Source organism: Desertivirga arenae (genome assembly GCF_017355785.1).
In the GTDB taxonomy this organism is placed as follows: Bacteria; Bacteroidota; Bacteroidia; order Sphingobacteriales; family Sphingobacteriaceae; genus Desertivirga; species Desertivirga arenae.
Genome location: NZ_JAFEWE010000008.1, coordinates 206,851 through 227,204 on the forward strand (window position 1 = coordinate 206,851; position 20,354 = coordinate 227,204).

The 20,354-nt window shown below is 39.7% G+C and carries 24 protein-coding genes and 1 pseudogene; 20 read left to right on the plus strand and 5 right to left on the minus strand.

Translation table 11 applies throughout. From position 1 onward, the window contains the following. Nucleotides 1-2: 2 nt before the first annotated feature. The 3 genes from istA to J4N24_RS16805 form a co-directional block, all read right to left on the minus strand. Nucleotides 3-1,538, minus strand: a complete 1,536-nt coding sequence (gene istA / locus J4N24_RS16795; RefSeq protein WP_242691677.1) for an IS21 family transposase — start codon at nucleotides 1,536-1,538, stop codon at nucleotides 3-5. Nucleotides 1,539-2,308: 770 nt separating this feature from the next. Continuing rightward, the gene (locus J4N24_RS16800) at nucleotides 2,309-3,097 is read right to left on the minus strand and encodes a DUF4261 domain-containing protein (RefSeq protein ID WP_207534866.1); all 789 of its coding nucleotides are present in this window, start codon (nucleotides 3,095-3,097) and stop codon (nucleotides 2,309-2,311) included. 118 nt (nucleotides 3,098-3,215) lie between these two features. Further along, nucleotides 3,216-3,827, minus strand: coding sequence for a CbrC family protein (locus tag J4N24_RS16805; protein ID WP_207534867.1), 612 nt, complete (start codon nucleotides 3,825-3,827; stop codon nucleotides 3,216-3,218). Nucleotides 3,828-3,980: 153 nt separating this feature from the next. On the opposite strand from J4N24_RS16805, the gene J4N24_RS16810 reads away from it, so the two are divergent. The 7 genes from J4N24_RS16810 to J4N24_RS16840 all read left to right on the plus strand — a co-directional run bounded on the left by J4N24_RS16810 (nucleotide 3,981) and on the right by J4N24_RS16840 (nucleotide 8,750). After that, nucleotides 3,981-4,439, plus strand: coding sequence for a DUF1493 family protein (locus J4N24_RS16810; protein ID WP_207534868.1), 459 nt, complete (start codon nucleotides 3,981-3,983; stop codon nucleotides 4,437-4,439). 184 nt (nucleotides 4,440-4,623) lie between these two features. Then, entirely contained in the window at nucleotides 4,624-5,025 is a 402-nt protein-coding gene (locus J4N24_RS16815) for a hypothetical protein (protein WP_207534869.1), read from the plus strand. 329 nt (nucleotides 5,026-5,354) lie between these two features. Next, a complete protein-coding gene (locus J4N24_RS16820) occupies nucleotides 5,355-5,810 on the plus strand; it encodes a DUF4262 domain-containing protein (RefSeq protein ID WP_207534870.1) in 456 nt (151 codons plus the stop codon). A gap of 232 nt (nucleotides 5,811-6,042) precedes the next feature. Then, nucleotides 6,043-6,678 carry a hypothetical protein gene (locus tag J4N24_RS16825; protein ID WP_207534871.1) on the plus strand — a complete coding sequence of 212 codons (636 nt, stop codon included), beginning with the start codon at nucleotides 6,043-6,045 and terminating at the stop codon, nucleotides 6,676-6,678. Between the two features lie 111 nt (nucleotides 6,679-6,789). Then, nucleotides 6,790-7,308 carry an SMI1/KNR4 family protein gene (locus tag J4N24_RS16830; RefSeq protein WP_207534872.1) on the plus strand — a complete coding sequence of 173 codons (519 nt, stop codon included), beginning with the start codon at nucleotides 6,790-6,792 and terminating at the stop codon, nucleotides 7,306-7,308. A gap of 180 nt (nucleotides 7,309-7,488) precedes the next feature. Beyond that, a complete protein-coding gene (locus tag J4N24_RS16835) occupies nucleotides 7,489-8,001 on the plus strand; it encodes a hypothetical protein (RefSeq protein WP_207534873.1) in 513 nt (170 codons plus the stop codon). Between the two features lie 326 nt (nucleotides 8,002-8,327). After that, nucleotides 8,328-8,750 (plus strand): helix-turn-helix domain-containing protein, encoded by a 423-nt coding sequence (locus J4N24_RS16840; RefSeq protein ID WP_207534874.1) that lies wholly within the window; start codon nucleotides 8,328-8,330, stop codon nucleotides 8,748-8,750. A 223-nt stretch (nucleotides 8,751-8,973) separates the two neighbouring features. On the opposite strand, the pseudogene J4N24_RS16845 reads toward J4N24_RS16840, so the two are convergent. Then, nucleotides 8,974-9,621 (minus strand): annotated as a pseudogene (locus J4N24_RS16845) (DUF6266 family protein). Nucleotides 9,622-10,270: 649 nt separating this feature from the next. Here J4N24_RS16845 and J4N24_RS16855 point away from each other — a divergent pair. From J4N24_RS16855 to J4N24_RS16890, 8 genes are all read left to right on the plus strand, one after another. Beyond that, nucleotides 10,271-11,491, plus strand: coding sequence for a hypothetical protein (locus J4N24_RS16855; protein WP_207534877.1), 1,221 nt, complete (start codon nucleotides 10,271-10,273; stop codon nucleotides 11,489-11,491). A 192-nt stretch (nucleotides 11,492-11,683) separates the two neighbouring features. Continuing rightward, entirely contained in the window at nucleotides 11,684-12,352 is a 669-nt protein-coding gene (locus J4N24_RS16860) for a hypothetical protein (RefSeq protein WP_207534878.1), read from the plus strand. After that, complete coding sequence (locus tag J4N24_RS16865; protein WP_207534879.1) at nucleotides 12,336-13,025, plus strand: AAA family ATPase; 690 nt, start codon at nucleotides 12,336-12,338, stop codon at nucleotides 13,023-13,025. The genes J4N24_RS16860 and J4N24_RS16865 overlap by 17 nt, the downstream gene beginning before the upstream one ends. 102 nt (nucleotides 13,026-13,127) lie before the next feature. Continuing rightward, on the plus strand, nucleotides 13,128-13,733 hold the full coding sequence (locus J4N24_RS16870; protein WP_207534880.1) for a hypothetical protein: 606 nt from the start codon (nucleotides 13,128-13,130) through the stop codon (nucleotides 13,731-13,733). Nucleotides 13,734-14,203: 470 nt separating this feature from the next. Continuing rightward, a complete protein-coding gene (locus J4N24_RS16875) occupies nucleotides 14,204-14,368 on the plus strand; it encodes a hypothetical protein (protein WP_207534881.1) in 165 nt (54 codons plus the stop codon). Between the two features lie 20 nt (nucleotides 14,369-14,388). After that, nucleotides 14,389-14,634, plus strand: coding sequence for an RDD family protein (locus J4N24_RS25915; protein ID WP_369806237.1), 246 nt, complete (start codon nucleotides 14,389-14,391; stop codon nucleotides 14,632-14,634). Nucleotides 14,635-14,717: 83 nt separating this feature from the next. After that, entirely contained in the window at nucleotides 14,718-15,308 is a 591-nt protein-coding gene (locus tag J4N24_RS16885) for a hypothetical protein (protein ID WP_207534882.1), read from the plus strand. Between the two features lie 46 nt (nucleotides 15,309-15,354). Further along, nucleotides 15,355-15,924, plus strand: coding sequence for a hypothetical protein (locus J4N24_RS16890; protein ID WP_207534883.1), 570 nt, complete (start codon nucleotides 15,355-15,357; stop codon nucleotides 15,922-15,924). Between the two features lie 55 nt (nucleotides 15,925-15,979). Here J4N24_RS16890 and J4N24_RS16895 read toward each other — a convergent pair whose 3' ends face one another. After that, on the minus strand, nucleotides 15,980-16,162 hold the full coding sequence (locus tag J4N24_RS16895) for a hypothetical protein (RefSeq protein ID WP_207534884.1): 183 nt from the start codon (nucleotides 16,160-16,162) through the stop codon (nucleotides 15,980-15,982). 391 nt (nucleotides 16,163-16,553) lie between these two features. Between J4N24_RS16895 and J4N24_RS16900 the strand changes: the two genes are divergently transcribed. The 5 genes from J4N24_RS16900 (at nucleotide 16,554) to J4N24_RS25745 (ending at nucleotide 20,330) form a co-directional block, all read left to right on the plus strand. Beyond that, nucleotides 16,554-17,123, plus strand: a complete 570-nt coding sequence (locus J4N24_RS16900) for a hypothetical protein (protein WP_207534885.1) — start codon at nucleotides 16,554-16,556, stop codon at nucleotides 17,121-17,123. Nucleotides 17,124-17,218: 95 nt separating this feature from the next. Continuing rightward, nucleotides 17,219-19,201, plus strand: a complete 1,983-nt coding sequence (locus J4N24_RS16905; protein ID WP_207534886.1) for a WD40/YVTN/BNR-like repeat-containing protein — start codon at nucleotides 17,219-17,221, stop codon at nucleotides 19,199-19,201. Nucleotides 19,202-19,302: 101 nt separating this feature from the next. Beyond that, nucleotides 19,303-19,620, plus strand: coding sequence for a hypothetical protein (locus J4N24_RS16910; RefSeq protein ID WP_207534887.1), 318 nt, complete (start codon nucleotides 19,303-19,305; stop codon nucleotides 19,618-19,620). Between the two features lie 183 nt (nucleotides 19,621-19,803). Continuing rightward, nucleotides 19,804-20,079, plus strand: coding sequence for a hypothetical protein (locus J4N24_RS16915; protein WP_207534888.1), 276 nt, complete (start codon nucleotides 19,804-19,806; stop codon nucleotides 20,077-20,079). A gap of 128 nt (nucleotides 20,080-20,207) precedes the next feature. Then, nucleotides 20,208-20,330 (plus strand): hypothetical protein, encoded by a 123-nt coding sequence (locus J4N24_RS25745; RefSeq protein WP_256439382.1) that lies wholly within the window; start codon nucleotides 20,208-20,210, stop codon nucleotides 20,328-20,330. The last annotated feature ends 24 nt before the right edge of the window (nucleotides 20,331-20,354 follow it).

Here is a 20,354-nt window from a genome sequence, read left to right on the forward strand (position 1 = left end):
GATTAAAAGTTTATTGTGTATTGCATATAATAGTTCTTGCCCCTTATATTATTGTGCACGGGTAGAGGCTTTTCTATCTGATCTTCTTCCAGATAGAAAGCCAGATTATTTTCGAGTATCTTCTGAATGGATTTATAGGAACAGATCCGGTGCTCAATAGCGATGCGACATACTTTGGAGAACTTCTCGCTGTCGGTATTGCGCCACAAGCGCAATAAGCCATCACAGGTACGGTAAAGCTGCTCGGGATATCGGTCCTGCTGAAAGATTAGCTCAAAAAGCTGATGCAGCTCATCAGACTTGTGCTTTGCCCGCTCCAGATAATGCTCCGGGCTCCTGTTTAGCCAGGCTAGGTTCTGCGAACTGAGATGTTCTTTAGTCGAGGTATAACCTCCGCTATAGCTTCTCAAATGGACTGCAACCTGCTTTCCCTGAGCGTAGATATACACCATAGTCCGGGTATAAATCACCTTAACTCTGCTTCCGATTAAAGCATATGGTACGCTGTAGAAGTGCCTTTGAAGACTTATATGGCCATTAGCTGCAACTTTTGCCTCTGCATAATACTTAAGTTGGAAAGGTTCCTGTGGTAAGAGGGATAGCTGGTGCTTCTCAGCAGCCAGGAAGCGCTCCTCCCGGCAATAGTCTTTGCCCTGCATGCGCGTTTGATTATGCTCGCGTATCTTTTGCGAAATAGCCTCATTCAAAGAGGCAAGATCAAGGAAAGTGCGATTACGTAGTTTGGCGTAAACACGGGTATAGAGCATCTTTACCTGATTTTCAACCAGACTTTTATCTTTGGGTTTCCTTACCCTTGCAGGGAGAACAGTCATCCCATAGTGATTGGCAAAGTCTTCCATAGTTCGGTTTACTTCAGGCTCGTAGCGGTCTGCTTTAACAATAGCAGCTTTCAGGTTATCTGGAACTACAGCTTTGGGAACTCCTCCTATAGCTTCAAGGCAACGAGCTAAAGCATATAGAAAGTCGCTGGTAGATTGTGAGGGTACGACTATTGCAAAAGCATAGTCTGAGAATGGAAGACAAGCCACAAAGAGCTGGCATTGGATAACTTCCCCGGTTTCCATATCCGTATAGCTGATTTGTTTTCCTGCAAAGTCTACAAAAAGCTTGTCTGCAGGTTCATGGGTGAGTACAGAAGAGGGCTTGCGAGCAACCAGCTGCTGGTGCAGGTGAAAGCAGAATTGCGAATAGGCATAGCCTTGCGGAAAGCTCGCAATATATTCTTCCCAAAGCAATTTTTTAGTTACTCCTGTCTTCTTTAGCTCCTTAGAGAAGTACTCCAGATTACCTTTGAAATGAACATAACGTGGATCTTTATAAGCCGGATTACCTGAATGAAATCGGCTTTCTAATACCGGATCTTCCAGGATAAGCAATTCTTCTGCGTTAAGGGAAGCAGAAGCGAGTTTAGCAAGATAAGACTTAACCGTGTTCTTGCTGATAGATAATGTGCGGGCTATAGCTTTAATAGAGCTGCCCTGAAGATGTAAGCGTAACAGTTGTTTTATCTGACTCATTGGTCGTGGTTTTCCGGCAATCAGTGTTCGTTCTTAGTAACAAATAGGTCACTAAGTTCAGCCAAAACCAAATGTTCAGAGGGGTCAGCATGCTCCGGTACGTTTTTTCGGTAGCACTTCTTATGGCCCAATGACCACCGTTTTGAGGGGTCAACATGCTCCAGTAGAAACCGAGCCGGGGTCAATATGCTCCATTACAACGAGCATTTATCTCTGAAGAGGGGTCAGTATCCGCCGGAATGGCATGCGTTTAAGCGCTGCAAATGCATTTTGCTACTTCTAAAATGCCCGGCAAAAGTGGGGTCAGTATGGTCCGGAATATCCAAAGTAGGCATGATTGTATTTTAACTCCTCAACGGACACAAACTTTGATTACTCCAAAACTAATTTGAATCCTTACCCAATGGGATTGCAAAAGTCAATCACTGATATGTTCGCCTTGAAAATGCCTACCCGGAATTAAGCAATTGCTAAGAGTATTTTGAAAAAGGAGGGAGTTGCTAAAAATTAAGTTATTTCCGTTTTGGAAACAACTGCCGGGGGCTGGCTAGGGAGGTTATGATATTAGTTATTTGAAAAATATTACCTGGTTTTCAGCCTCAGCGCATTATTTAGTGGGGGGGATCAATGAGCACGGTTTCCAGATTTTGCACCCAGCTTCGCTCTTATTTTCCCAAGACTAAAAGCATTATGCGCTATTGTTGGTTGTCAAGATTACAAGTTTCAGTAACACGTAGGTCCTCCGTGAAATTGCTTCCCGCTCCCTATCTCTAAAATCCAAGTTTCAGACTTTGTCCCTCTACAAATTTGCCTTCTGATAAACTGATCTCTATTTTTTCTTCAGCGCTTGGTCCTAATGTTTCGCCATCCTTAAGGGTTACATCAGCAGTAAGAACATAGTGACAAATATTAAGTAAGAATTCATAGAGGTATTCAATATCCCTAGGGGAATCAATAATCTCCATTTCCATTTTGCCAAACTCTTTCAGCCCATAGGTATAAAGGCTCGTTTTATCACCTGATTTCCTTACGCCCAGGTAGATCCAGAGAGAAACAGGGAAAGTATCGTCCTTAAGTGATTCTGCTGCTGCCTGGTAATCGGCATTCGAAATAAGTAAAGAATGGGCACCTTTGTACACACCTACAGCATTACTTGTAGTAAGTATAGAGGCAATGACTTTTGTTAATGTTACTGCTCGTTGCTGTCCGGAACTGGCACTACCAAAAGCTGAGACGATAACATGGCTATTATGGTCCTTAAGGTCTGTTGCTGCTGTTTCCCAGTTATAGGCATATTGCGCTGTTCCTTCAATATCATCCCAGGGAATCTGAGAAGGAATAGTGGCAAGCATAATTTTTTGTCCGTCCACTTCTAAAATGCCGGCTTCTTCGTCCCCATTTATATCATCCACTTTGCATTGCCAATGAACCCTTAGCTGCTCTATCAACTTATCCAGTTGATAGGTCTCACTAGAATTATACATTAACATTGCCAGAAAGCTATTATGCTCGTCGTTGTTATTCAGCTTTTTTTTCTTAAAAATATTGAAGAGACCCATGTGATAATAGTCTAAGTTTCGTCCTGTTTAATAGGGAAAACTACAAAACAGAGTTTATTAATTCAAAATATCTATGTTTGAAAAGGGTGAGTTTGGTAAAATAAAACGCTTACCATGTCTATTCGCAATCCCAAATGGTAACTATCTTCTCAGAATTTAAGCTTTTAAAAACATAGAAAAGAGTCGACATTTCATTGCTGTCATTATAATCTTTCACCTCTTCATCGGGTAAAACATCTTGCCACAGGTAATCAATGTCAGAATCATCCTTCAGGTTATAGTAAAAAGAGTTCCGGAAGAGCTCTTCTCCTGAAGTTGTCGTTGCCAGGGAATTATACAAGGGACGGGAACCAAACCCGATAAATCTACAATAGTCTCCGTCGGCGCATGGCCAGTCCCATTCTTGCCAGGTAACCAAATAGGGTGTTGTCTTTTCTAATTCGTTAGTTTTTTCTTCCGCAATTTTTTCAATTTCTGAATCAGTAAGGGAAGGATGCAATTCTTTTAACTGACGTATCAGTTCGGTCATATCTCCACTACATGAAAAAATATGTTTGTCCAGAAGCTTCCCACTTCCAAGGCACTCCGGGCAGATGGAGCTTATGTCTTCAGTTCCACTAAAAAAATTCGCGTCGAAGCAATACTTCTCTTGCAAACAGCAGTCGCAGGTTGTCGCTTCTGTTTTAAGTCCTGAAAAAACCTCTGGGCGGTCGAAATATTTGAACATCATATGTCTATCGGTCTAGCTAGTGCTCATAAAGTTGTAAAAATAACTCAAGTCCTTAATAATTGCTATCACTTCGGCGAAAAGAGTTGGAAAAAGGGAGGACCGAATTTATTACCTTAGTCCGAGCCAATATCAATAGCAACTGAGGCCTTTACAATGAAGACAATTAAATGCCCCGAATTCTCCTCTTTAAGAAAAGCTTATATCGAAGTGAAAACCTTTATAGAGGCTAAAGTTGGAGCAGATGTGGAATCTATAAATACCCGGAACGAAGAAGATCTTGGATGGACCGGCGATGATAGCTATGAACTGATTGCCGACTTTGTAGCTAAATATCATCTCGACGTTTCCGGCTTTGACTTTTCAAAACACTTTTTGAACGAAGGCGAACTCTTTCAACCCCTGGAGAGTCTTGTGTTACTTTTTTTTGCTCCTATCCACCTGATTGTATGGCTGATCTCATTTGGGCAATATAGGCCACAAATACCGCATTCAGATTTCTTAGCAGCCAGAAAAACCGAAGATCTTACATTTGGTGATATGCTTGCATGGTATGTTAAAGGTGGAAGTTTTTCAACCAGGGATCAGGTGTATGTTCAATTGAAAAAAAATTAAAAAGATTAGCTAACGTTATGACAATACGATATCAAATGATTTTGAAGCTACTACCTAAGTTGATTAACTATGGCTTGTTGGTAGCCTATCGTTATTGTTTGTCAGGAGTAAGTTGGTATTAACAAGTTATATCTAAGGATATTGCCCAAGTAGACACAAAAAAGGTAGGTATGTCTAAGAAACGATGAAATTTAAACAAATATTTATCCCAATAACTATAGTTGCTTTTCTATGTTCAGCTATACTGGTCGCATACTTGTCCAATTACGTATTTCCATGGCAGTATCAAGAATCAATAAAAGCAACCCTTGCAATGGGAGGTCTTTCGAGTTTACCAGATTACGCAGAAGACATTGAAATTGAAAAGAGAGGTAGTCCGTTTACAAGACAGTTTATCATAGAGTTTCGATCAACCCCCATTGAGATCGAAAAATGGATTAAGAATAGTAAGAGATTGAAAACTAATAAACCCAGGATTGTCGGTGAAACAAAGGTGTATGAGATTCTCCCGGGAGAAAATGGAGCGGCCGGGGGGAGAGTTGAAGTTACAGGGAATAAAGTTTTGATAAATATGAGCTGGAGCTGAGAAAAAATCTGCAAATCGAGGATCTATTCCAATCAGTTGACATCCAATTCCAAGTACAACTGAACACTATTCTCTTATGAAACCATCGCTGCCGAATTTGTTAAAGGAAGAATAGTAGCTTTATCGGCTTGAATGGATAGAAATATTGGAGGTATTGAAGGATGCTGAGGCTACGGCGCTTCGCTTCATGGCCCCAAAGTCACGAATGGGGTGATATGTATTGAGATCAAGCAAGCCTCGACCAATCCTACCGTTATGCAACTTAAAAAACGATTATTTGAAGGGCATAAATAAATGGATAATGAACTTTTGATGGCGTTAAGATGAATATGGACCAAAAGAAACAAGAATACTTCGAAAGAGTTGATGACAATATTGCAAAAACGGGATACCATATAACGGCAGTTCTGGAAGAGGCGAACTTTACGCCCTTTGCATATTCGACAGGCGTATTTGATAACTTCAAAGTTCCCGAGCTATTTATTTCTGGATTAGGACCTAACCTTTCAGGTGAACTGATAAAAAACTATGTTGAAAAATATAAGTTCAATGATGTTCCCATAAATCAAAAATTAAGAGACCTTACAGATAGATTTCCAGTAGTCTTTATTGAGCTTAAAAACGACCAGCTTTCCGACTACGTGCTTTCTTCAATTAGACACTACGATAAACGTAATTATAATTATCTTCAGTTAGTTTTTCCAGACTTGAAAGGCAAATTTCCTAATGAAAATGGGTATGACTATGATCAAAAGATTTTGGGAGACTTTAGGACAGAAAAATGATTTATATTGCGGTTAGGTTTAACTGGTCGTTTTGTTTGTTTTAACTAGTATACAAGCTATTAGCATGTGCTTACCGATATACTTTATTTACTGTCCTTGCTTAGCTTTGGATGACAAGTATAAGCTGGGACTTACTACATTCTAGTGATTGCAATTTCACCATGCACGAATTTCAATTAGCAACCCTTCCTCATGGAATAATGGCCAGCTTTAATCAATCTTAAAACAACTTATGGCATCATTTGATATTTCCAAATCAATAAAGATCACAGAAGCCATGGTAGAAGAAAGCAAAAAAAGCACTACCAGGGACAAGTATACAAGAATGCTTCCTGACGAATCATTCGTAAAGAATGAATATGGGAAGATTTTTGAAATTGAAACCACTAATACATACCAAAGAATAAAAGTAGCTGCTGATGACGATCAAATTGCCTTGCTGCTCAAATTAGGCGAAAACCTACAGCCCCCGTATTTTATTCTCTACGTTCTGCTTATCCCAAGGCAGGGAAATGAAAAGGGAAGGTACCAATCAGAAATAATTGAAGATATTATTGATCTAGGATTATTCCTGCATAAATTCAAAGATTTCCTCGAGACGGATGGAAGGCACCATATTTGGATCGGTACAGTAGACAACTCGGGGCTACTGATTTACGATCAGCATAATGTGATCTATTCATACGGGCAATTGAACAACCAATTAGCGACCTTAAGGAAAGAAGGCTTTCAAGAGCAAGCTTTTTCCTTTCCGGTACCTCATGCTCATCATTATTATTCCGAGAACGATAGTTATGAAGACGAGCTTTTAGGCTATTGGGAATGGGAAATCTTTCCACTAACGGATCAGGATACCTATGAGAATTGAAAGTCGAAGACTAATAAGGAGGCGGAAAGAACTTCTTCATTAAAACGTCCCTGATAGTCTAGAAGGATTGGCGCGAAAGAAAAAACAAAAGGCTAATCACACCATGATAAAATGAAAGAACTCCTTATTAAAATATCTCAATTAGCAATACGCCGGGCAGATCCCAATATCATAATCAAAGAAGAACAAAAACAAACAGGTTGGCTTGGAAATGCTCCTGCAACTATAGAAGAAATTGACGAACTCGAAACCCGTTTGAATGTTAGATTTCCGGAAGATTATAAAGAGTTCCTTAATTTATGTAATGGATTTTCCGCTCCAAATCATATCGAACCATCTTTCCTGCCTGCACAAGAAGTCACGTGGTTAAAAGATGTTGATCCCTCTTTGGTGGAGATTTGGAATACTGAAGAGCTACGGGATATTGGACAACAATTAGAGCGAAGTATAATTATCGCAGGGATAGAGGAGGAGCAATATTTATTGTTGATTCCTCCATTTGAACACGTAGGTTGGAGTTACTGGAAGTTTGCAAATTGGCATCCCGGGGAGCATGCGTATGGAGGGTTGGAAGAATACTTTAAGGATGTACTAACTTTTATGGAGGATCTAGAAAATAAAGAGAACTAAATGGGCTGCTAAAGAATCAATATTTAATGCTGTACTGCTTGGACCTAATTAAACTTATTTTAAAATGAAAGGCCTCTTACTTACAATCTTAGCTTCCTTCTTCATTCAGCTTACAAATGCGCGTAACTTTCCTTATAATAGCGAGTTTAATTCAAGCCATTGCCTAATAAGTAGTAGAGAATGCTTAACCCAACCAATAAAACAACCTTTTTTAAGCTGCTAAACCGTGACTTGTCGCTATCAGAATTTGAAACCTGGATTTATAAGCATGAAGCCATCCTCGAATCTGAATTACCAGCGGAACAATACTTTACCTTAATCTCGTTTAATTATAACCAGAGAGACGCTCGCGCAGAACTGCAAACAGTAATAGAATCATATATTAATACTGAAGAATTCAATATCTGGAGAACCAAAGAATTACTATCCCGGATCGTAAATGAGCAAATAGACTTAGTTCTTGCTACAAGAAGGCTTAGGGCTCCATATTATGAAATGGCTGAAAAGTACCTTCCTGAAAAGCTTGCGATTGGTTACGAAAGCGTTCTGGACGACATTCCTATTCCGGAAGAGTATCATCAATGGGATCCAGTTGCCTTAAAAATGAAATTGAAAGTCGTAGAGTCTTACAAAGAGGACCTGCTAAAAGATGCCAGGGAAACGTATGACTTTCTATCCGGGAAGGAACATTAATTTTCTCCCCATTAATCTATCTACTCTCTTTAGCCACTCCAAACTTATTAGGCTGCAAATCCTCTTGGAGTCTTCCTTCGTTGTATCTATTTACTTATAAGCTCCTGGCCAACTAAGAAAATTAATACAACTACCTATATAAAACGGATATAAATTCGAAATTTTTATCTTATATTTATATTCAACAATTGTTATATAAAACACTGTAATCTAATAATCTATGAGCATTTAATTAACGCTTTTTTGCGTACTCTTTACCCATAATGATCATCCGATCATGTACATTCAATTCTACTATTCTAAAACCTATTAAACCCATTGTAGCGATGAAAAGAAACAACGCTAAGCAAAGCCCTGCAATAAGTATAAGAACAAAGAAACGCATGATCAGAGTATGTAGAGCTCTTGATGCCCTGGAAATTAATACTGGATCGATAGCTGAAAACCTGATTGCTATTTTCTCCAAGCTTGATGAAAAACACGAAAGGGAGGAGACTCAAAATAGAGAAGTACAAGTTCTTATGTTAAGTAAGAAGAAGCAGCAGGAGTTTCGGGAAAGCTGGCTGGACAGGCAAGAGGTGATGCAACTGATGCCTATAAGTGATCGCAGCTTGTATGATTTGACCAAGAGAGGTGATTTACCTTCTTATACCTTTAAAGGCAAGTTATTTTTTAAACTCTCGGATGTTGAAGCACTAATGAAAAGGAGAGGTGGAGGTGATGGAGGCGAGAGAAGAATTGCGGTTTGATATTGTTAACTGCCTCAAGAAAGCAAAGGTCTGGGTTGTTGCCCGGACCTTTTGCTGTTATGTCCGTGTCAAGGATCATCTCCTTTTGTTTCAGGACATTCTTCCTTCTCGACATCGATGAATGAGTGAATGAGTGAATGAATGAATGAATTAGTGAATGAGTGGTACAATTCTAACCCTTTATATGAAGAAGGGGCTGTCTACTTCCAAACAGCCCAGTTCCTTAGGCAAGTATGGTCACTTTGCCTCCGTAATAGGTACGGGTCACTTCTTTTCCATTCACAGACACCAGGAATAGATATGTTTCTACGTCCTTGCTTTCCCATTCTGCAGGAAGTGGCATGCTCAGTGCTGCATTCTCTCGAGTAGCATCGCCAAGAGTATATTCCACTTCATCCAGCTCAGGGCAGAAGGCCATAGTGAACACCTTATCTGTTTTATCGGACTTTCCCTTGCCAGAGTTATCGGTCCAGCTAAAATCTACTTTCAAACCAGCTGCTGCAGCTACCGCCAGGTTGGACGGCAAAGGCAATACTCCGCTGCTCAAGCTAACCGACGGAAAGTCGACCGTAAAGTCCGGAAAGCTACCGGTGATGGCATTCTTCAAGTTTTCCGACAAAGCTACGTTGTGCCCCGTTGCCTTCACTGCCAGGTTCTAATAGCCCACTGTAGTTAGGGGTCGCAAAGGATTCATAAAAGCTGTCATGAGTGCAAAGCGCACTTGCTGCTCCAGCTGAGCCTGTGTAGGCACCCTGTTCTTGTTGATCTTTGGCAAGCTTTTCAGGTAGTCAATACCGCGCCAGCTGCTTCCTACTACATTACCAATCTTTCCGTAAAAGTTTCCAAAAATTCCATTGCTAAATTTTCCCATGATGTTAAAAAATAAAAGTTAAACAATCTGTTAATTGGCCTCAATTACCGGTAATCTTCGAAAGCCTGAGACAAAAGTAGAGAGGGTTTTTGAGGTTTTTACCATGCTCAGAAGCCCTTGCGGCCTTTTGCGGCTATTTGCGGGCTTTTGCGGAGAATTGCGGAAGGATGGGTGATTTCTTCGAGACTTGTTCGAGAAAAGGGGGTACCTTGTTCGAAAATCTTCGAAGCCCTTTCGAAGTTGCCTCGAACCTGTCCCGAAGGTGACCCTAATTTGGTACCTCGTGTCTAGTCCTAGTATAGCTTTACACTCGTCCTGGATTAATTTGACATCGTCCTGAATAGGACTTAACATATCCTGATCAAGGATTACATCGATCTTTCCTTGACTACCTTCTTAATCTCTGATTTTAGTATAAAAAAATGCCCTTTATTTCTTACTGACAACCTCAGTTCATCCCTTGTACGAAACCCTTGCGCACGCGTGGATATTAAGGAAACCAGGTCTAAACTACCATGACATATAGCAGGCTTTTAAGTGTTGTATTTCAGTTAAATAGATGGCTTTATGGTTCCCTTTTTTATTGGAAATGAATTAGTTTCGACACCTGAATAATTTAAATTTTTATCACCAATTAAATTCTGGTCTTATGAACCTTCTCTTACAATTAGAAGTGGAAGTGGAGCACTTCCGCAAAAACCTTGACCGCTGCATCAGCAATAACCTGCCCTACGCGGAAATCATTCATGAGGCAGAGCGTTTAAAGGCTCAACTGAAAGATTGCTATTTCCAACCGGGGTCTAAATTGGAGTTTCGCAAATTCACCGAATTTCACTTGATTAAGCTTTCTGAACTATTGGAAACCATTAGGGAAGCGCCCAGCGCTATGGCTGCCCAATCCGATCCATCAGCGCAACTTCATTGGGAAGAGATCATACCCGATATTTTAGTGGTCTATCACAAGCTTCGGGCACTATTGGCCTTCGTTTATGAAGTCTTCGGAAAGTATCTCCCCAAGGATCACTATATTCCTGAAGTAAGCCAGCAGCTTTTTATTAAGGAAGTATTGGGTAATAAGGAGGAGATCAGGAAAAGACTGCAGCACTCAGATTCACAATTAACATCATTGCTATTACAACCCTTTGTAGACTTTGTGCATCATAAAGAGCTGCGAACCTGGCACCAAATCAATTATTGCCGAGCTCTTTACTTGGAATTTCAAGAATTTGGACCTGAAGAACCTACTAAAAGTCGAGAGGAAATTATCCGCTTTCTGGTAAAATTGAATTACAATTCCCCTGATTATTATAGCTTTTGTATAGGCCTGATCAAGAAGGAGGAGGTGTATCCTTCTATCACCCGTCTGGAACACCTCAGGAAGGAAGTGGGTCAGATTCAGGTTAAAAGGGGTATGCAGTATCGACGAGATATGAAGAGCATTAAAAAGCAAATTCAGCGCTGGATAGATGAAGAAATTGAGTTTCTTAAGTGTACTAATCCTCATGACTTATTCGGAGGAATAAATCAGGAAAACAAGAAAACTCCAGTGATTGCAGAATTGGAAAAAATTTTAAGCTTTATGTCGGTAGATGAAATGGCTGCAAAGGCCTTTGTGGAAGTTAAAATTGGTTTGTATCGCTATCAGGATCATGAAGAAGCATTTTTTTCGAATATGGTTAGTGCTTACCATACTTCCTACGCTAAAAACATATCGAAAGATAGCTTTGCAAATAAATTCTATAAACCTGAACCTACCCAATTGATCAAAGTAAAAAACAACTATTTTAAAGGAATTAAATTTATAAATAAATACCTCGCAAGTCGCAGACAATCAGTGGGGGTTGTTCAGCCTCAGCAACCCCTTCTATAGTTTTTTTTCTAACTTTTTTTTACCTCTGCTTTTGAAAATTAACAAAAGTATGATGAGAAAATTCAAAGGCGACCGCCTGGCGCGAGTTTTTCCTGAGTTGCAGCGAAAACCTCACAATCAATTTAAAAGAGAATTACAAATCCACCGTAATCTGGTTTGCCAGAAGCAGAAACTTAAAAGAGCACAACACTTATGAATTACATTCTGCACCTGAATGGCTTTTTTAAAAAAGCTAATGCTGATCCGCGGATGACGGCCTATCACATTAGTTTATACATGGCCATCTTCCAACTTTGGAATGCTGTTCACTTCAAAAACCTTTTTTATGTAAACCGGCAGGAGTTAATGGAACTGTCGAAAATAGGTTCTACTACGACCTATCACCATCACCTGAAAGATCTGGACACCTGGAAATACATCCAATATTTCCCTTCCAAAAACATCTCCTTAGGAAGTCGCATTCGTTGCCTCACATTTACTACAAGCAGTCGCACAAGTAAAGCTACATGCGATGATACCAATGCTGAAGCAAGCGGTGTTCTACGACTGGTATCTTCTAATAAACAAGTTGAAACAGTAGAAAACTGTACAAACACCTTTTCATTAAAAATTATTAAAAAGTTTTTCGAGGATAATGGTTCAAGCAGCAGGGAGGCCAAGAAGTTCTTTGACTATTACCAGGCTCAGGATTGGAAAATTAACCATGAGCCTATCAGCAATTGGGAAGCTCCAGCACTCAGCTGGATTGCCAGGCAAAAGGAATTTTCGAAGAAGTCTGGCCGTAAGTCAGTACCCTCCGCAAAGAGAACTTTAAAACTTGAATCCACCACGCAAACTAAACAATATGACGAACCTTTGTAATCAAAATATTCCAGGCCAAGTTGCTACCAAACTTGCTGAGGATAAAGGCTGCAACCCTGTAACAGCCGTAAAATACCTCAACTTCAACGACATCATCGAAGATTTTAACAGGAACGGCAGTAATCTATTTCGCAAAGTATATCAGTTCGATAAAAAAGATTATAGTGCGATATACAAAACGGCGGTCTATGCTTATCAAGACCAGGAGCACGCCAAAGAACTGGGAATAGATCTTGGGAAGGGTTTGTTCATCGTGGGACCGATTGGCTGCGGTAAAACTTCCCTGATGCAATTGCTGCAGTACATGAAGATCCTTCCTTCCCCTTACCACATCGTGTCTGTTCGTGATATATGCCTGCAGTTTTCAGAAAAGGGGGTTAAGGTGATCAAAGAGTACGGAGCGACAAATCAGAAACAACCACCGATCTTCTGCTTCGATGACTTAGGTGGTGAGCCCATCACCCGCCATTATGGATCACAAACTAACGTGATGCAAGAGATCCTGCTGTCTCGCTATGATCTTTTTGTCCAAAAGAGAATTCCTACACACGTTACCACCAATCTTTCAGCCTCTGAACTGGAAAGCAAGTACGGCAGCCGGGTGCGATCACGCCTGAGAGAAATGTTCAACCTTATTTCCTTTCCGGCGGACTCTTACGATAAACGGCGATAGGAGTCACGTGTCAGCCTTTCTCCCGCTATGGGAGAGAGGCCCGAGGCAGTGAGCGTAAATAACTACTTAATAAACAAATCCTTAGTATACATGGAAAACCTTATGTCAGAAACAATTCAGCCCATTTTAAAACTTCAGCATCGTTTAAACATTACCATTAGCAACCTTTACTACATGGCCTTTAGCGTGGGGCTGCAGTGGGAATGGCAGGAACTTAAGAGCGAGATCAAAGGCCGGGGATGGTTACCCTTAGATATGGCCCATTTAAAGGTAATAGAACACCCGGCAGTTCCGGGGATTATCCAGATGATAGAAATCCTGGAGGAAGCCAGGGAAAAGCTTCCTGAAAATGATACCGCCAGTAACATAGAGGGTACATCTTCTCTTGATGATGGTCCCGTTCAAGAGGGATGGCTATCGGAAGATTACAGTGAGGAAGAAAATATGGATATGTGGCAACAGAATCTGTTTGTTGATCTGCTTTCGGTTTTTGAAGCCTGTTGGTACCTGGAAAATGGAAGCCATCCCAGCATTCCTGTTTACGACCAGTTTGACAAGATGTATTTCAACGCAAAACTTCAGATTTACAGTGATACCGATATCGTAGCAATGGTGATTGCTGCTTTGAATAGCCTATTAAGGGTTAACTGGAAGTCGGTATATGTAGAGAAAGAAATGAATTTGGTAAAAGAAAAATATATTCTATAAAGTGATGAAGATCATTGTTAAAAGTCTAGCTTATCAGGAGCTTTAGGTAAATCAAAAAATCTTAACAACTTATGTTTTTAATCGCAAGCAATCATCCTAAGCTACTTATTCAGATCCTTAAGCACGTTTTCAATTCTCTTTTAAACAATCATACTATCAGTTCTATAAACGCTCTACATCTAAATTATGCAAGGGTTCCTGTGTGAAATTTGTGTGGGAGGGGAATCCTTGCATTGCTTAGTAACCGGCTTTCCATAAACGACACCACTTAGAAATCATCTGGAGGTTCATAAGATACGGGAGTATGAGATTTAATTGCCTGACGTGAAGTACGGTTATTTATGTTAAGTAGGATCTTTTTAAGGGGAATTGGAAATCTGGGATACAATGAAATAATATTTTCAGAGAGGCTCTTGCATTAATCAATTCTCTTACGCATTTTTAAAAAAGAGTTTAGAATATCACAATTCATGGAAACACCAGAAAACCTAATCGCTGTAGAAACAGAGGAAGCAGAATACCCTTTGCTGCTCAAACGATTTCAATCTACTTTTATCGACACCTTTTTTATCCTTGTGATAATGGTTGTATTTAGCCAGGTGCTCGACTTTTCAGCAACCCACCGGATTGGTTAAGAGTTTGTCTTTTTATTAGCATCTGGTTTTTATATGAGCCACTATGTACCGCCTTTGGTTGTACCATCGGCAATTACATGAAGGGGATCAGAGTTAGGAATAGGGAAGATCATTCGCAGCGGATCAACGTATTTCAAGCATTTCTAAGATATACCTTTAAACTTGGCCTGGGTACAATTTCCTTTTTTGTTATTCATTCCAATGATGAGAAAAGAGCGTTGCATGATATGGTGTCCGGGAGTGTGGTATTGAAGAAGCAGGGGTAAACAATTTATAAACTATAGTAAATTCGTAGTCATGTTTAATAATTGGGATAAGAATCTGGTGTAAATTGAAAGGAAATCCAACGATGGGTATATCAGAAAGTCTACAACAGAAATTTTATCAGGTATTGAAACATCAATGCACTTTACCTGACTTTGAAAAATGGGTTTATGCTACAAGGGAGCTAGAAGAAGAGCTACCGGCGGACGTCTATCTGGAGTTGATCTCCTTAAATTACAATGACAAGTTTGCCTACAACAAGCTGGAGAAGATCTTAAATCCTTTTATCGAATATGGGAAGTTTGAAATGCGACGGATTGTTGCTATCCTTAATTCAATTATAAACAGAGATGAAAATTGTGCCGATTCAATTCGGATGACCTATGAGTTGTATTGGTCCGGTTATAACTTCTTGCAGCTCCTGGGACTGAAATACGGTTTATCAGTTTCATGCCCAGCAGCAGGAAACTACCAGAAGTTATGGGAAGAAATTAGCAGAGAGGAGCAAGAGGAGTTGTTGAATGAACTTTATCCCGAAATTGTGCAGGACGCGCAGCAAGTAATAAGCTGGATTGAGGATGGTAAAGTAGTAATCAAGGAGACCGTTGATGAACGAGGAAGGTTTGATTACGAAGACCTGAGAAGCGCCGAGGAAATTAAAATGGGAGAATTTTAATAACCTTTTATTATTCCAATCATAAAAGATCAAATCGATAAAAACAATGGGATTAGATATTCATGTAAATACCGATAAGGACGAGGAGTTATTTCCTTCTGACTACTTCAGAGAGGGAGGCCTTTCTGATCAGCATAGCCTGAGCAGAACTTTCTGCAATTTTATGGCGGCGAGACAAATAGACCATAAGCCAGATTTTGAATCCATACGAGAAATCACTGGCGTAGATATTTCTCCGCTTTACCAGATGGAAGACTTTCCAGTTGAAGAAGAGTTGGATTATCGACTCAGCACTGCAGAAAGCGAAGCCGAAAGGCAAGCGCTTATAGCTGAAGCACAGCTGAAGAAACAGGCACTGGAAGGTAATATTGACAAAGTTTTAGGAACTATTGAAGCATTAATCTCGCGACTGGGAGCAGTAGATAATCTCAAAGATATTTTACTAAAGGAAGCAATGGATCCGGAAACGGTAAGCTATTACTTTTCTGACTTCAACCAAGATAAAGGAAAGGGCTACATTGATAATAATTTCGGCCACGATCTGCGGAACTTTAAGAGATTCTTGAACTATGCCAAAGAAAGAGGAGCAAAGACGGTCTGGTTCTGGTATGGCTAGAAGGGGTTTGGTGCTTTAAGAGATAATGAGATTAGTAGAAGTACAAATACTTATGTTAAGTAAGGTAGGACATGTTTTCGAAGTATTGTTTATCTCTTAGATCGTCGTACAAATACATCTTAGTAATCTTACCCCGTTTTAATTTTACTAGTTCCTCCCAGTTAAGTTTAACAGGGGTAGGGTATATCTCACGTTTTCCCTGCTTGCTCTCAATAGTGACGATATTTATATTAATCATTCAGGCCCCTTTCCCCCAAATTTTGCTGCATTGCGATTTGATTTAACTGGTTATGAAGTTAGGAAATTTTTGGAATTCAAAAGGCCCCTAACCTGCAGCACTCTTTATTTTTCCTAAAAGCCTTTGGTAGATTAATCACATTAGCCTGATTCGAGTAGAACAGTATTTAAATAAAGTTTCCGATGTTCTACTCTTCCTAGCACTTCAAGCAGAGTAAATTACCCAGCTTAAACTCTGAGATACAACCTAAAAGAGTAGGTTACGCTCCAGACGTTGGGTAACTTGCCTCTACCTCAATAATAAAAGTTTAAAAATGAGCATCTATTCCCGCAATATCACGCCTTGGGATCAACAACCCAAATTTCTACGCTTTAGTGAAATCCTAAATCCTATGAAAGCAGTTGAAGATTTCTTCGCTGTCAATTGGCCATGGGAGCATAAACGAGAATTGAAGAGCTGGCAGTATTGTGTGATCAATGAAGATTGTTTCAAAGACCAGCACGAGGCAGGTTCTCTTTTGCTTTTTTATGATATTAATCTCCGGCTGATGGAGGCGCTGGACTTGTTGCTGGTCATAAATAATGATAAATGGCCAACTCCTAAGGATGCGACCAAAGAACAGATCGAGCAGGAAAAACGGGACTGGGTATATTTCCCGAAGAATTTATCCGCCAAAGAGGAGGCTAACCCATATATAGCGGTTAGAAAATGCTTTAAAAGGATTAGTCCGTACGAGTATCGCGAGCATTTACATAACTGGCTACATTTTGCCTTGTCGGATTGTTGTTCAGAGGAGACCTTGACAACTTATGAAATTTTTCAGCTTTCTAAAAATCTTCGTAAACTCTATGCTGCCGCCTGGCTTATCTATATGCGCGAAAGTGAATTACCACCGGTAAGAGGGATTAAAAGTAAGGGTAATCTGGAAGATAAAACGGATGAACTCCAGGAGGAGGTTTAACCAAAATTTCTATATTTAGCATTCAATTACCTTATTACATTTTTACGTGTGATATAAGCTGTAAATTTTGATTCTATGATCGAATATAGACAATTATGAAAAAGCTATTCCAGCTGCTTATAGCCCTGCTCTTACCATTAACCGTATTAGGACAAAAGGAGTATTTGTCAAGATTGACCATTAGCGGCGCAGTCTCCGAACTTGGAATCTCGCCCTCGGAAGAAATATGGGTGGCAACACGGGCAGGCAATGTCTATTATACTGAGGAGCTTGGCGGCTTATGGAAAATAGGACCCTTTGGCACATTAGATTCCTATAATTCAGATCCTGGCCAGTCTTTCGAGAGACTAAATTTTTTCTCTGAAGATACATTGATGATTTCTGGCTTTATTCAGGAAGGCGGGAAGCAAGACTTCGTTATATGGTCAGGCAATCACGGTAAAACTTGGGAAAAGGTGGTGTTTGGAAAAAGCAGTTGGATTGATGCAGCATGCATCAATGGTAATGGCAAGGCGTGGATGAGTGGAAGCTCTCAGTTAATCTACTATACTGAAGATAGAGGCAAAACATGGACCTCCTTTAATAAGGTGGAACCAACCGGTAACTTACGTTTTTCGACAATTCATTTTGCAGAGGACGAGCGAACAGGTTTGTTCGGCTCAGGATGGAATGTATTGTATCGAACGGTTGACAATTGTAAGCATTGGGAAAAGTTGGCCACTCCATTGAGCCAAAAAAAATATGAACGGCTTTCGAAAAATGAACGTCTCGAGATTCGTAAAGCAAGAATTTTTGGTGATCATTATATTCTTAGTCAGCAAGGAAGAGTATTTATTACAAAATCCGATTCTATTGCATGGCAATACTTGCCGGAAGCCTCCGATTTTGAAGTGTCTGAAAATGAAGATTTGTATGTGGTCAATAAGGATTTGAGTATAAGCATTTATGACAAGGCTTTTTCTAAAATCTGGAACTCAAGCGAAAGGATTGAGGCTCCTCACAGAGCCATTGGAATAAGAAACAACAGCCTCTTTGTATTAACCGGGGAGAGTATCTATAAAATAAGACCAGGAAATTTTAGAGCGGAACAATTGTTCACGGACGAGAAGCCAATCGATGAACCGGATTTGAAGCTAGGGTATAAAGGTGAAGTATATGGATTTAGCAATAGAGATATCTTAAGGTTTGATACCAATAAAGGCAGATGGTTTCGCTTTATGACGCTTAATTTCTCTATTGGAAATGCTTGTGTATTTGAAGATAAGGTATTATTGGCCGACGGAGGCTTGAACAAACAGTATGTAGTGGACTTAAAGCAGCGAGATGTAACCGAATATTCTCTCCCAGCAGAGCTATTCAGTGGTCTAACCGTAGACAAAGTATATTTTGAAAAAGGTAGTCAGGGCTGCTTTCATAATTCCAGTGCGGTAAAAGTATTCAAGAACTATGGAGACATGTTTAGTGCTGAAAAGAAAATTCCTTCTACCGAAGACCTGCCAATTCCTAACAGAAAGATTGAAACTAGTAAAATTGAACAGATTATTAGTGAACTTGACAGATCGAGGAATTCAAAAATTTCCCTACACGATTTAAAGATTACGAATACTGATATTATAGGCTATAAAAGGTTCATAGATAACGAGGAACAACGTATTAAGAAGTCGGGAATTGACCGTTTTGATTTTGAAAACCTTTACAATTTCCCTGGTGAAAACACGGATTTTAACTTCTACAAAAGTATCGCCGATTCACTCTCTTCTATAAGTGAAGAAAATATCAATAATGCTTTTTCGCAATCCTATGGAAACTGGAGTACATCTACTGATTGGACTAGGATCACATTCCTTTTCCAAAATGGGAAAAAACTGGTGGTTCAAAACGCTGATGATAAGCCGAATTACCTGTACACCCCTTGGATTGTTGATTTTGACGGGCTTAAGTTTAAAAGTAACAGCATCAATTTTGGGCGTCAGCTAGATGAGATAACCGCTGGCCAATTTTTTAATAAGACTATCCGTGATAAGAATTATGCTCTCTTTAAAATTGCAGATTATTTCTATAAAAGTCACCTTCATTAATTACTTTAACGCAAATACAAGTTGTTTGCTGTGACATGGGCTAGTGTAACGATGCATATATGCACCTTTACTATCATTTTTATTGACAAAAGACAGAATTAATGACAACAGACTTATCTCAGGAAGAATTCCAACAGACCTTTGGAATTTCCATGGTTGATGTGACTGGAACCGCAGAACCAGCCACTGACATTTGGCCTTATGTTGAGGTTCTTAAAGATGATGGAGTAGTACAGGATTTTGTATATGCACAAGGACTTGTTAAGACAGTCTATAGAAACCTTGAGAATATGTATGATCATGTTCTGTTGCCAACAGAATACATGAACAAATTTATTGTAATTGTAGTTGATCTGGTTGCAAGAGATATCAAAGGACATTTCATACTCGACCTTGAACGGGAATATGGATTGAAATAGGTTGAAATACCATTGTAGAGCACATTAGGAAGCCTACCCTCAGGTAATTAGCCGAATAAAACGGTTTTGTCTGAAGACAGTAAATGTGTCTATGCGAACCCAAACTATACCGTGTAACTCGCTAAGCAAACACGCTTCTCTTAATCACTTTCCAATTTAAACGTCAAACAACTTATTACAACGGTGAACACGTACGATATACAAAGCCGGACTTGTTCCCACCAAGCAGCCCCCGACGCTACCAGCTCCAGAAGTGCTACAGTAAGGAAAGTAGACGTTAGAGCAAGAACGATTTTCTTTAGCCTTTTTGAAACCTTTAATGTTACGGCTCTTTTTGATAAATATATTAGAACAATCCAATTCGGTATTGAAAGTAGCGCGCCAGTAAGCACCGTTAGAATGTATAAAGCAAATACAGCTTTCAAACTCCATTCTCTGTTATCAGCTAAGATCGTATAGGTGTAAAAAAACAGTGGAGAGACTAAAACAGAAGTAATCCAAACATTTAGAGAATAGTGGAACGGGTCAGATGAGAGCTTCATTTCAATTCCCATAACTTTTACAAGTAGGTGTTAAGCAATAAAATTATGGCAATTCCTCCAATCATTCCCGTTATATACGTATCAGCCTGGAATAACTCTTTAAAAGGTATAGTAAATCCTGACATTACCCAAATTACAATAGCTCCGGGATATTTAAGTATGGCGTAGATTAGAATCTCGACTATGATTTCA